12 protein-coding genes and 1 pseudogene are annotated in these 13,519 nt (G+C 28.7%); 2 read left to right on the top strand and 11 right to left on the bottom strand.

Features of this window, described 5'->3' with window-relative positions:
• Positions 1-11: 11 nt before the first annotated feature.
• Positions 12-362 (bottom strand): Type 1 glutamine amidotransferase-like domain-containing protein, encoded by a 351-nt coding sequence (locus ACZ5N4_RS10440; RefSeq protein WP_464210897.1) that lies wholly within the window; start codon positions 360-362, stop codon positions 12-14.
• 466 nt (positions 363-828) lie between these two features.
• Between ACZ5N4_RS10440 and ACZ5N4_RS10435 the strand changes: the two are divergent.
• A pseudogene (locus ACZ5N4_RS10435) lies at positions 829-969 on the top strand (IS3-like element ISBce13 family transposase); the annotation flags it as partial.
• Positions 970-1,150: 181 nt separating this feature from the next.
• On the opposite strand, the gene ACZ5N4_RS10430 reads toward ACZ5N4_RS10435, so the two are convergent.
• From ACZ5N4_RS10430 to ACZ5N4_RS10395, 8 genes are all read right to left on the bottom strand, one after another.
• A complete protein-coding gene (locus ACZ5N4_RS10430) occupies positions 1,151-1,816 on the bottom strand; it encodes an ABC transporter ATP-binding protein (protein WP_464209670.1) in 666 nt (221 codons plus the stop codon).
• A gap of 1 nt (position 1,817) precedes the next feature.
• Positions 1,818-3,179, bottom strand: coding sequence for an ABC transporter permease (locus tag ACZ5N4_RS10425; RefSeq protein ID WP_464209668.1), 1,362 nt, complete (start codon positions 3,177-3,179; stop codon positions 1,818-1,820).
• A gap of 29 nt (positions 3,180-3,208) precedes the next feature.
• Complete coding sequence (locus tag ACZ5N4_RS10420) at positions 3,209-4,279, bottom strand: ABC transporter permease (protein WP_464209666.1); 1,071 nt, start codon at positions 4,277-4,279, stop codon at positions 3,209-3,211.
• Between the two features lie 433 nt (positions 4,280-4,712).
• Positions 4,713-5,240, bottom strand: coding sequence for a GNAT family N-acetyltransferase (locus tag ACZ5N4_RS10415; RefSeq protein WP_464209664.1), 528 nt, complete (start codon positions 5,238-5,240; stop codon positions 4,713-4,715).
• 457 nt (positions 5,241-5,697) lie between these two features.
• Positions 5,698-7,071 (bottom strand): hypothetical protein, encoded by a 1,374-nt coding sequence (locus ACZ5N4_RS10410; RefSeq protein ID WP_464209662.1) that lies wholly within the window; start codon positions 7,069-7,071, stop codon positions 5,698-5,700.
• A complete protein-coding gene (locus ACZ5N4_RS10405; RefSeq protein WP_464209660.1) occupies positions 7,071-7,637 on the bottom strand; it encodes a sigma-70 family RNA polymerase sigma factor in 567 nt (188 codons plus the stop codon). Before ACZ5N4_RS10405 ends, ACZ5N4_RS10410 begins: the two co-directional genes overlap by 1 nt.
• 183 nt (positions 7,638-7,820) lie before the next feature.
• Positions 7,821-8,162, bottom strand: a complete 342-nt coding sequence (locus ACZ5N4_RS10400; protein ID WP_464209658.1) for a GlpM family protein — start codon at positions 8,160-8,162, stop codon at positions 7,821-7,823.
• Between the two features lie 27 nt (positions 8,163-8,189).
• Positions 8,190-8,702, bottom strand: a complete 513-nt coding sequence (locus tag ACZ5N4_RS10395) for an N-acetyltransferase family protein (protein ID WP_464209656.1) — start codon at positions 8,700-8,702, stop codon at positions 8,190-8,192.
• 111 nt (positions 8,703-8,813) lie between these two features.
• Here ACZ5N4_RS10395 and ACZ5N4_RS10390 point away from each other — a divergent pair, with 111 nt between their 5' ends.
• Entirely contained in the window at positions 8,814-9,335 is a 522-nt protein-coding gene (locus ACZ5N4_RS10390) for a LysR family transcriptional regulator substrate-binding protein (protein ID WP_464210895.1), read from the top strand.
• Positions 9,336-9,695: 360 nt separating this feature from the next.
• Here the strand turns inward: ACZ5N4_RS10390 and ACZ5N4_RS10385 are convergent, their stop codons facing one another.
• Both ACZ5N4_RS10385 and ACZ5N4_RS10380 read right to left on the bottom strand, forming a co-directional pair.
• Entirely contained in the window at positions 9,696-11,711 is a 2,016-nt protein-coding gene (locus tag ACZ5N4_RS10385; protein WP_464209654.1) for a tetratricopeptide repeat protein, read from the bottom strand.
• Positions 11,712-11,934: 223 nt separating this feature from the next.
• Positions 11,935-13,326, bottom strand: a complete 1,392-nt coding sequence (locus tag ACZ5N4_RS10380; protein WP_464209652.1) for a glutamate synthase-related protein — start codon at positions 13,324-13,326, stop codon at positions 11,935-11,937.
• Positions 13,327-13,519 lie beyond the last annotated feature (193 nt).

Raw genomic sequence — 13,519 nt, 5'->3', positions numbered from 1 at the left:
TAGATATAATTTTATAGCTTAAAAATATTATAATCTTCATCTGGAGTAATATGATATTCTGCTATTTGAACCATTGCTCCTGCACTACTTCCAATAATAACGCCTGTAAAACTTTCAATGTCATCAATTAAATCAAACTCTATTAAGCGTGACATCATTTTAACTGGTAAGCCACCAGTTAAAAATAGAATGTTGCTATTTCTTATCTTAACTTTAGCATTTTCATATGTATCTTTAAAATAGTTTATCCAATTTATATTTTCTTCTTTAACTCCATAATTCAAAAATGGTTCAACAATGCTTTCATAGTATTTACCATTATTTTTACTATACGCATTCTGCCAATCCCTATCACTACTTATTTTCTCACCGAATGAAAATGGAATTATTAAAATATTATCATTGGTATTTATGTATTTTGATACTATATCTTTTGCCCAACTTTAGTGAAAGTTATATAAACTAAATAACATATTTATCATAGATATTTTTCCTCTTATTACTTCTCACTTTTTTACAGTTGTAACATATAAATTTAATAAGAAAAAAACAGATTAATAAATCATCTGCTAAATATATGGTTTAGTAGCAGATTGAGCCTCTTGCCCCATTGCTTTCAATAAAGACAAACCAAGTTCTCTTGTAGCTATTATTGATTGTCTAACAGCATCTGAATCTCCAGTATAGGTAAAGATACAGCAATAACAGCAGCAGATTATCAAGTAATGCTTAAGAAAATGGCAACGCTTGAAGAAGAAAATCGGAGTAAAATCTGTAATAACAAAGAAATATAGACCATCTACTTCTAAGCATAAAATAGAAGAAAAAGAAAATATACTCAAAAGAGACTTTCAAGCTGAGAGTATCAACAAGAAATGGGTAACTGATATAACCTATATTCATACTATCAAGGATGGATGGTGCTATTTAGCCTCGGTTATGGATCTATATAGTAAGAAAATAATAGGCTAAGCCATGTCCAAATCAATTGATACTACATTAGCACTACAGGCAGTAAAAAATGCCGTAAGGCTTCAGAAGCCAAGTAATAACCTTATAATTCACAGCGATTTAGGCTGTCAGTATACAAGCTCCGCTTTTAAAACATATACCATCCTTCAATTACCATCGAAACATAATTTCCAATATACTAAATTATTAATCCATCCTCAATAAGTATTGTTCTTGAACAATACTTTGCGATACATGGGTCATGAGTTATTATAATAATAGTGGTGCCTGTTAAATTTATTGAAGTAAGAAGCTCCATAATTTCTTTTCCGTTTTTTTTATCTAAAGCTCCAGTTGGTTCATCAGCTAATATAATGCTTGGATTAGTTATCAAAGCTCTTGCAATTGCAACTCTTTGTTGCTGTCCGCCTGAAAGTTCTGTAGGTTTCTTATTAGCATGTCCTTCTAGTCCAACTTTTTTTAAAATTTCAATAGCAGTTTTTTTCATAGATCCATTAAAACCTTTTTTATATATCAAAGGGAGAGTTACGTTATCTATAAGATTATACTCATTCAGTAGATTAAAGCTTTGAAATACAAATCCTATGTCTGTATTTCGAATTGCAGCAAGTTCTTGTTGTCTTAAGTTATGAATGTTATTACCATTAAGAGTGTATTCACCTTTAGTCGGTTTATCAATACAACCAATAATATTTAAAAGAGTTGATTTACCAGAACCTGATGGTCCCATTATCGCAATCATTTCGCCTTCATTAATATCTATACTAATCCCATTTAATGCGTAAGTTTCAATATCACCTTTACCATAAACTTTTACAATATTTTTTAGAGATATTAAACTCATTTTATTTTTCCCCCTTAAGTAATTCTACAATATTTAATTTAGTAATCTGTCTAATTGGAATAATTGCACCTAAAATTGTAGTAACTAAAACCAATACAAAAACTTGGAGTAAATTTGTAAAGTTAAAGCTTAGTAAGTAAGATAACTCAATATTATTACTTAAATATTTATTTAAATAAGTTTCTAAAATCTTAAATGGTATAACTACAATTATAGTGGCGAGTACATTGGTAATTAGTATTTCACTAAAAACTAAACTAGCTATTCCATATAATGTAGAACCTTGAGAAATTCTTATACCAAATTCTTTTTTTCTACTATTAATTGAGTATAAAGTAGTAACTATGATGCCAATTATAGAAAATAAAAATAGTATAATAGAGAAAACTAAAATTCCTATAAAACTTTGATTAACTATTTCAATTAAAGGTTTATTTTTATTCTGTAATTGTATAAACTTTAAATTACTACCATTTTTTTCACCTAATGTATTACATAGTTGTTCTACAGTATCTATGTTTTTATTCTCTTGAGTTATTATCTGAAAGTTAAGATTAAGAATGGAATCGGTAAAGTCATCCTTATATATAGCTATTCTATTGTTATCAACTTCATATTTTAACCCATATTTCTTTTGATTATCTATAGATTTATTTATGTAGTTTTTATCTTTAGTTTTATCAGTTAAATGATACTCCCAAACAGATAATGGTGTATATATGGCGTAATCATTTATAAATGTATCAAGAATAGTAGCATCGGTTTTTAAAATTATAAGTGAAGTTGGCTTTGCAATACCAATTACTTTAAATACCTTTTTGTATTCTCCATTAATTTCTGGTCCATTATATGCAAAGCTCTCTTCAAGAGTATCTCCGATTTTTAACGTATTTCCAAGCTTACTCCCAATTATAACAGGAATTTCCTTAACAGGTTTTGATTGATTCATTTCTTCATGAGTAAGCATTCTTCCTTTATCTATTTTAATGTTCAATTTTGTAAAAAAACTTTCTGAAGCTTGATAATATGGGTAATAAATATTATTTACTCTAAGAGAACCACCTTTCCTGAAGACTCTTATTTCAGAGATATATCCGTCATCTCTTAACTTAATAAGATCATCAAATTCAGCTTTTATTTTAGAAAAGTTATCTGTTTTATAACTATACCCATCTACAACTAATGTTTTGTTTAGATCATTGATATTACTATACAAATTATATCTAGTATAATAATATTTATTAAATTGTATAAGAACTAAAAAGCTGAAAATACAAATTGATAATTGAAGTATTGTAAGTGTTGTAGCTAATCTTCTTTTAAATAACGATTTTATCACTAGAATAACTTTTGAAATCTTCATTATTAATTCCTTTCTATAAATAATAAGATTTATTCACCTTTTAAAATGACAGCAGGTTGAATTTGAGTTGATTTTATATAAGGAGGTATTGAGCTGATAATAGCTATGAGCATTGATATAAGACTTGAAAAAAATAAGTTCTTAAGTGATATAGATAGATAAAAGTCTAAAATTAGCAACTTATTAACTATAAAGTAAATGATAGATTGTACAATTATTGAAGATATCAACGCTATAAAAGATAACACAAGTATTTCACTAAATATTAGCTTTCTAATATCACTATTAGTTGCTCCAACAACCTTTCTAATTGCTATTTCTTTTTTTCTTTGAGCAATCCAAAAAACAGTAAAATTAATAATATTGATAATAGCAATTATTAATATTAAGAAACTTATAAAGGTTAGAATATAATTAGATAAGTTATATGCTTCAGACTTAAAATCTATTAAAACAGAATCTTTAGTCATCATTGAAACTATATTTTTATAATATAATTGTTGTTCTATTAATTTATTTATTGCTAAAATCTTTACATTCATAATCTCTTCATTACTATACATATTGAGAAATACTTTTATTGGAATAAAAATTGAGTTAATATCGTTAATAGTTTTATTTATGCCAATTACCTTAAACTCTTCATTATCAATTTTTATATATTCATTGTTATTTTTTTTATAAATCTTATTTTCAAACCGTCTTCCAACTATTGCAATTTTTTCATTAGAGTTTGCTTGTTCCTTTGAAAAAAAAGAACCATTTACTATATCAGGTTTATAAATTATTGAATTTGTAAATCCAACACCAACTAATGTATAGCTCTCATTTTTGTGTTTGGAATTTGGAATACTTAGATTAACATATGATTTACTTGATAAATCTAAGATATATTTTTCAATTGTATTAAGTTGTTTAGTACTAACTATCGTAAATAAAGAATAGTTTGATTCATTTAAAGATGAAATCTTGTTTCTATTTTTTAATGCTTCTGTATAACTTATATTAAAAGATAAAATACTTACTCCAACAAAAATACCAAATATAAGAAATATAGTAGCACTTTTTCTATTTTTCATATTACATAGTAAATATTTCATTTTTACCTCCATATTATAGTTAAAATTTATATTATAAAATCCGAAGTATAAATACTTTATGCAGATACTAGGTTTAGAAAGTAATTTTTAAAAACAAAAGTTACTTGATTCTATAGTTATTCTTAATAATATATCTAAATCACTTAAAGATTGATAGATAGCTGTTAATAATGACCAGCCAAGTTTTTTACTATCTATATTCACAAAATATCATTCAAGACGAAGTAACTTATATTTACGATTACTTAAAAATATAAGAAAAAATTCCATTTACCCGTAAATTTACAACAAATAAACATAATCTTGGAAACGTGGCGTAAAAACACCCCAAAATTCAATTTTGAATAATGCGGTGTTTCAGTAAATTATTTGATTTTTTATAGTTAGATCGCTAAATATGAAGAAAGCAAATTAATAAAAATTCGTTTAAACCTTATTGTTCTCCTTTTAAGATGTCCATATATACTTCATCATAAAATTTACCTTTCAAATAATAGGATTGTCTTCTTCTTCCTATTTCTTTAAACCCAACTTTTTTATAACAACTAATTGCTCTTTCATTAAATGAAAAAACTTTCAACATTATATTATTTAAATTTAAATAATCAAACCCGTAATTTAATAATAAATTGAGTGCTTCCTCTCCATATCCTTTATTACGATTTTCTTCATCACCAATAAATAATCCAACTTCCGCACATTGCCTTAATTGTTCAATTCCCTGAATTCCACAATTACCAATTAATTTATCACTTTCTAAACTAACTATAGCAAATTGGTATTTATCAGAATTTTGTAAAATCCATTCCTTTTCGTTTTCCAAAGATGTAATTCTACACGAAGTTCCTAACCCATCTGTAACACTAAAATCATTAAGCCATTTAACGTAAGTTTCTACATCTTCAACATTCATAGGTGATAAATAAACCCGTTTGCCTATTAATTTTTTAAAATAATTCATTTCTTATCTCACCTCCAAATTCGCTATTAATTACAACTCCGATCTGTACATATGAAAATTACAACACATTTGTAATACTATTACATAACAGTTTACTATAAAAGAATAAATACTTCTTTTTCTATACACTGCATTATTTAATTTTCAACGTTCCATGAGTTATTTCACAGCTGTCAATTAAAATAGACCTTAAATCTATTTTCGTAGCAAAGAACATCGTTCGTATTTCCGTTTTCAGCAGCTACGTCGTAAATTTTTCACTATTCGTCATAAAATTAAGGAATATTATTACTCCAAAACTGTACTATATCTTACAAATATGACTTTATGCATTAATATAATTATATAGTTTTTACCAATACAAATAAAGGAATTTTATTAAAGAAAAAGAGCCTGTACCTAAAAGTAGATGCAGGCTTGTTTGAATTAAAAAAGTTGTTTATCTCCTTTTCATTACCTAATTAAACTTAATCGGAATGTTCCAAGGGCCTTTCTTTTCAGTTCTTGGATTTTTCAAAACTAACTTTAGCTGTTTTGGATCTTTATAAACGTTAATTTCATAACCTTTAGGAGAACTATACAGATCTCTCATTTCTCCAGTAAGTTCCTTTTCAATACATGGAGCATCAAGTGTAAAACTTACAAGGGTTTCTGGCAATTCCTTGTTATAGTTCACATCCACTCCAATATTTAGTTTATCATCACTAATTCTTTCTATAAGTAAATTCACAGGAAATCCTGATAAATTAACAGCCTTATTTAAAGGCGCCTCACCAACTTTAGGAAGATCAATAGTACATTCTGCTTTTGAATTATACTCCATTAAAATTCTAGGAATAGTCAAAGTATATTCTTTATCTGGACTTTTCCCAACCTTAAAATAATATTCACGATCCATTAATTTTATATTTCTCGTTCCAAATCCTATGTATTTTTTTCCTGAGCTATCTTTAAGGTATATTTGACTTTGGTCAGTATGGTAGTCTTCTTGTTTTTTAGAAGTAAATTCAAAATCTAAAGGTAGAGCAAATACTGCGTATTGTAATACTTTCTTTGAATCATATTTAGGACTAAACACGTCTATTCTCAGCTTATCATCTTCTAAAGAAGGAATGGCTGTTACACTTACATCGTTAACTGTAGCAGTAGGTCCCAGGTCTGAAATATTTTTAATATCATTAACTTTTTCAAGAGAAACAGGAATTTTTAAATCTCTAGATAATATAATACTATAGTTTTTACTAATTGATATTTCCCCACTGTATTTATATTCTGCACACCAAGCAGTTTTATCAAAATGCGCAATACCTCCACTTCTCCACATTCTATATCTTTCTCCTTTATCGTTTTGTAATACTATAGTCCATAGCTCAGGTACGTTTTCTCCCCCAATTACTATTGCTGCACTTTTGCTATCTAAAGCTATAGAATTTATAATAATCTTTCCGTTACCATATTGTGCTTCTGCTCTTTTTGTAAGCATGTATTTTTCTCTATTATCCTGAGTTGACTCTACAACCCCCATGCCTTGTATAAATTGCAATTTTCCCTTTATATTTGCCAATGCTGTTGGATTGTACATTATTAAAGACAGGATAAAAATTGCAGCTATTGACGCTGCTATAGCGGCACCTTTAACAGATATCTTCCTTTCTCTATTCACTTTAATATTCTTAAAAACTCTAGTTTTAATCTCTTTTATATCTTTTTCCGTTACTTCAATGTTATCTAAGTTAAGCTCTTCTTCTGAAATTTTCACATTGTTTAAGATATCAAATAATTCTTTTTCATTAATTGACTCCTGAGCATAAGAATCTTTTACTTCTTTCATTATATCAAGCCCTCCTCTACCTTAAATAACATTTTTTCCTTTAGACGTTTTCTTCCCCTCCATAGTCTATTGTCTACAGCTTGTCTAGTTAATCCTAAACTTTTAGCTATATCATCAATTGGTTCCTCTAAAAAATACCTTCTTATAAAAATCTCACAGTCAACTTCACCAAGCTCTTTAATAACTTTAATAATTTCACTTTTTCTCTCCAAACTTATTATGTACTCCTCTGTATCATTATCTGCTTTTATGTCATATTCATTTATATCTTTCATATTAGAATTTTTTATTAGCTTTTTTCTACAATCTATTGCCTTATATTTTGAAATAGCAATAAGCCAAGCTTTAAATGTAGCTTTTTCCTTATCATAAGTTTTAATATTGTACCAAATCGCTGTAAATATATCGCTTACGCACTCTTGAATAGAATCTTTATCCTCAGATAAGTTTAATACACTATTAACTACTTTATAGACTAATTTACCATAAGTATCAATTGCGTATTCTAAAGCTGCAGGATTACCATTTCCAATTTCATCTGTTAAATTATTTTCAGTAATCTTCAATTTTTTAATCACCTCGATTATAATTTTTGTCATTTAGAACTGTTAACTGCTTCTCATATTAATAATACTGTTTAATATTTCAAAATCTCCCACATATTTAGAAATAATTTTGAATCAAGAACTATTTTATTATAATTTTCCCCAAAATAAAACAAGAGCATTTCTACTCTTGTTTAATAAATGTTAAATTATATTGAAATTTTTCCATATTATAATCAATATTGATGAAAAAATCACCCAAACTATACTTGATACTAAAATGGAATTAAATATATTATATTTTTTTAAAGTAAAATTTAATGCTAAAAGAAAAATTACAAAGGGTATAGCCGATAACATAGCAAAATATGTTGTTACTCGAACTTTTGAAACTCCTTGTTCTATATACATGAAATAATACGCAAGAATGCTTAAGCCTGGAAAACTTAATACTAATCCAGCAATATAATAATTATGTGTTTTTGATATATAATGAACAGCAATCATAATAATAACAGCTACAATACATTTTATAAATAAATCCAATTATAATCTCTTCTTTCATTTATTGATTTATCCTTCTAAAGGCATTTTAGGACCTGTTAAATTCAATTGATAAAAAGCAAGATCTAGCCATTTACCAAATTTAAAGCCTGCTTTTGTTACTGTACCGGAATACTTAAATCCTATTTTCTCATGCATTTTTATACTGCCTTCATTTGCTGCGTCAATTCCAGCGACAAGTGTTGCATATTCTCTTTTATCAGCAATTTTTATTATCTCTTTCATTAATTTTGTTGCAATACCCTGATTCCTATAATCCTTATGAACATATATGGAATGCTCTATTGTATATTTATATGCTGGCCATTCTCTAAAAGGGCCAAATGTAGCAAATCCAATAACCTTATCATCTTCTTCAAATACTAACACTGGATACCCATCTTGCTTCTTTTTTTCATACCATTGTTTTCTATCTTCAAGAGTCTGAATTTTATAAGCATAGATCGCTGTTGTGTTTAATATAGCATCGTTATAAATTTCTAAAATATCCTTTAAATCTTTTTCACTTGCTTTCCTTATCATTTTTTACTCCTTTTACAATAAATCTGCTTTTTTATATTTTAGCATCTTCCAATGCAAACCGTAAAATTGACTTTATTAATCGTCTGCTATAGAATAAAGTTATAGCAAAACATTCAGCAGAATAGAAGTATCCTTGGTATTTTATCTCTGACTGATTTAAATAAGGGCTTTTTTGAACGTTATTTTACCTCAAACTCATTAGTCTTTACTCCCCTCGCTTCCCTGAAGCAACACGTCTTTCTTCGAAAAGAGCATCCTCTAGCTAATCTCAGATCCATTACCTTGGAACAGTTAAAGAACTATCCGTATCTGACTTACCAGCAGGACGATGTACTACTCCATTTTGCGGAAGAAGCCATCAATGTGGACAATATCAAGAAATTGGTCTATCTTAAGGATCGAGGCACCATGAATGATCTCCTATCAAATACAGATGGCTATAATCTGGGAACCGGCTGTATCGTAGACGATTACATAAACCCCAATATTATTTCTATCCCTTTGGAAGAAAGCAGTCTGATTCAAGTTGGCTTGGTGAAGCGAAAGGACGTATTTTTGTCAGAAGAGCTTTTGTTATACATTGATTTTTTGACAGCAGCCCTGGCAAAATCTGTACCAAAAACTTTATTATAATTTTCCCCAAAATAAAACAAGGGAATTTCTACTTTTGTTTAATAAATGTACACTAAAAAAGGATCGACTCACGCATTTGTTCATGAGTCGGTCTAAAATTATATTTTTCCTAAAATTACTTCATTGACTCAATAATGCTGTCAGCAAGGTCATTCATTGAAGAAATGAGGTGAATGTAACCGAGGGAAAAAATTATGGGTTAAGTGAAGATGTTATCTTCCAATTTCTTGGGTCTGCTGTAGTAGGGCTAGTTTACTACTAAGTTGATATTTTGAGTATAAAAAATGGAGACCCCTTTGAGTCCCCACTATGTCGACACATACGAAAAATACGAACTAAATTAATGAAAAATTCACAAGCTTACTTAAACCTTTTTAGTACGATTTCCTTGTTGCTTAAAATTTGAGAATTATCTGGTTCAAGATCTATTGCCTTTTCAAAACACTCTAGAGCTTCTTCATATCTTTCAAGTTTGCTTAATGCAGTTCCTTTATTATTTAAATATTGAGAGCTATCTGGTTTAAGATTTATTGCCTTTTCGAAACACTCTAGAGCTTCTTCATATCTTTCAAGTTTGCCTAATGCAGTTCCTTTATTATTTAAGTATCGAGGGTTATCTGGTTTAAGATTTGTTGCCTTTTCGAAACACTCTAGAGCTTCTTCATATCTTTCAAGTTTATCTAATGCAGTTCCTTTATTATTTAAATATTGAGCATTTAGTGGAGCCAGTTTTATAGTCTTATCATAATAATATAAAGAGGTCTCTACATTACCTTTTCTCTCTTCTATACTTGCCCTTGCAGCAAAAGCTGGAGCATTTTTGTTATCTAATTCTATAACTTTAATTACTTTTTCTAAGGCTTTTTCATATTTTCTTTGGTTAAATAAGTTGCAAGCTTCACTAAGCAATTCATTTATCTGTCTTTTTCTCTTTATAACTATGTGCTCTTTATAATCCTTGCCATTTAAAACTATATTAACCATACCATCCTCTGATATAACAACTACAATACATTTGTTCTGTAAGTTTTCCTTCATTGAATATTTTATAGCTGAATTATATCTTGATCCCCTTGAAGAATCTCCAAAGTCTTTTTTTGCCAGCCCATCTAATATTACACCTATAGCATGACATGAAGCTTCTGTATCAATATAAATTGCCCCATCTATGTTGGTTATTTTAGATATAATACTCTCTAAATAACAATCTGCTGCACCGATGTCTATTTTTTTTATTTTTATAGACTGCTCTTCAAGGAGTGTAACTTCAGATTCTGCAATATCAGGTTTAGTTATAACTACAGCAGTACCATGCTTTTGATTTATAGCATAATTAATTACTTTTTTTATTGTATCTAGTTTTTTACTATTGTTTTCTTTTGAAAATTCTGGAAATATTTCTTCAAGAGCTTGTTCAAGCATTGTTTCACAATACTTACTTTCTCTTAAATCAGGTTTACCATATTTTATATTTACAATATTACATTCTTCTGAAGACCATTTTATAATTTCTTTATCTGCATTCTTATCTTCTTTTACAGTAGAATTTATAATAGATAAGGTATTAATTTTATATTCAAACTTCCCAATAAAATCAAATATAAAAATAAGGATATCGGAAGGAAAATTTTTAAAATTTGCAAACTTACCTAAACCATAAACTTTTTCACTATCCCCAATTAAATACGTATGCTTGTCGGACATTTCAAGTAACTTCCTTATTTTTCTATAATCACCAAAATAAATAGGATTATCCAATTTTATGAAACATTTCGTGAACTTATTTATTAAAGTTTCATTACAGATGGCTAATTTAGCAGATACACTTATACCTTCATATGTTAAAGTAGATATATAGTTAATTTCATCAAACAAATTGCTTATATTAGACTTAACTGGGTTAACCCTTTTATTCTTTCTTACAGATATAGTTCTTACTATGTACTCAATATACTCCCTAGTTTTTATAGTTAAGTAATCATCAATGTTATTATTAATAGTGCCCTCTTTTAAAAATCCATCCAATAAAAATTTTAGATAGGAATAAGCGTATGTATTTTTATAGTTACGTATAAATGTATCGCTAAAACCTTGAAAAGAATAGAAATATATTTTATCAGTTTTATTTTCTTTGAAGTTCATATAAAGTAATGAAGTTGTTGATATACTTTCATCCTCTCTGAACAATACAGTATTTAATTCATCAATTGTTTCTATGTTTATTTCAATATTACTTTCGTTAATCAGCGAAACATATTCTTCAATTGATTTATTACTATTGATAAGTTTATTATCTTTCACGTTAATAATATATTCTTTGTATATTATCTCTGGATTAAGTTTTGTTATGATATCCCCTATAGTAATTTTGTCCATAAACATTTGCCCTCCTTCATAAAGTTATCTATATAAATGAAATTCAATATAAGAATAAAGAATTTTTGTGGCAGAGACTGGATATGTCCCTATAGACAGCCCCTGTTGAGACAGTCCCGTTGGTGATTAGGGAGTAGAATAATAATATAAATCCTCTGATGGATAATTCTTTATCAGAGGATTTTTGTGCAATAAGTGCTTAAGCGCTGTATCTGGCACTATTTTATGCATGCCTAATATTTGTAAATTCAGATATTTCCTTGTTAATCGTACATAAATCATCCAAGCAAATGTCATGAATATTTGAATGTCCAGTAATTCTTCCAAATGTTTTAAGCTCTTCTAAGGAAACATTTAAAAAATTTGCTACTCTCTTAGCGGCAGCTTCTACATTTAGTCGTTTTCTAATTTCCGGATCTTGTGTTGCAATACCTACTGGGCACAATCCAGTTCCACAGATTCGATACTGCTGACAAGCTGCTGCTATCAAAGATGCTGAAGCTATTGCAACTGCATCTGCACCCATAGCCAGTGCCTTTGCAAAATCAGAAGATACCCGGAGTCCCCCAGTAATAACAAGTTGTATATTTGATTGAAGGTCATCTAAATATTTTCTTGCTCTATATAATGCATAAATGGTTGGAACACTGGTGGCATCTCTAATTATCTGAGGACTTGCTGCAGTAGCTCCGCCTCTTCCATCAATTGTAATGAAATCAGGCTCGGCAAACACACAATATTCCATATCGCTTTCAATCTTACATGCAGCAATTTTAATACCAATTGGTCTTCCGCCTGATTCGTTTCTTAGTTTACTTACTAACTCTTTTAAATCTTCTCTTGAGTTAATATTCTCAAATTTAGATGGACTAATAACATCCTGTCCCATTGGTTTATTTCTTATTTCGGCTATTTCCTTAGTTACTTTGCCTCCTGGAAGAAGTCCGCCCATTCCAGGTTTACTTCCCTGCCCAATTTTAATTTCAATAGCATCTGAATTTTCAAGATTTTCCTTAGTAACGCTGTAGAGGTTTGGTACATATTCAAATATGTATTTATAAGAAGCATCCATTTCTTCTGTAAGAATTCCACCCTCACCGCTGCACATTGCAGTTTTAGCCATAGCACTTCCTTTTGCCAATGCAATTTTTGTTTCTTTAGATAAAGCTCCAAATGACATATGTGAAATATAAACAGGATTTTCAAGTATCATTGGCTTCTTTGCATTTTTACCGATTATTGTTGTGGTGTCAACTTTAGCGAATTCATCCAAAGGAGGTGGATTTAGCTGATTTCCCAATATAAGAATATCATCCCAGTTTGGAATATACATTTTGGTTCCCATTGAACCAACGATTTGTTTTCCTGTAACTGCCATCTGATGTATTTCATCCATATAACGTTCGTTTTTATCATGTCTTTCATATTCCTTTAAATAGGATAAATCATTTTCATTTTGATATACATGAATATCTCCATCTTCTTTTTTGTTTATTTCTTTAATGTCTGTTATTTTTTCAAAAGCACTTGCAGGTTGCTTACACACAGGACATTCTTCAGGTGGTGTTTCTCCTTTGTACACATAACCGCATACTTTGCATTTATAAGTTGCCATACATTCATTCCTCCTATTGCTAAGATGAGCAGATACTATCCATTTTTTAAAAAATTATATATATACTCTTTTTAATATATATTAACCAATATTATTTGCTGCACATAAAGAGCTACATTCATTAATATTATGAATGTAGCTTTTTACTTTTCGTATTATTTTATGCAACAAAGAGTTATAGCTACATAACGCA

This window comes from Clostridium nitrophenolicum (assembly GCF_055391695.1).
The sequence above is the reverse complement of the archived record's forward strand: the minus strand, read 5'-3'. Positions and strand labels throughout refer to the sequence as shown.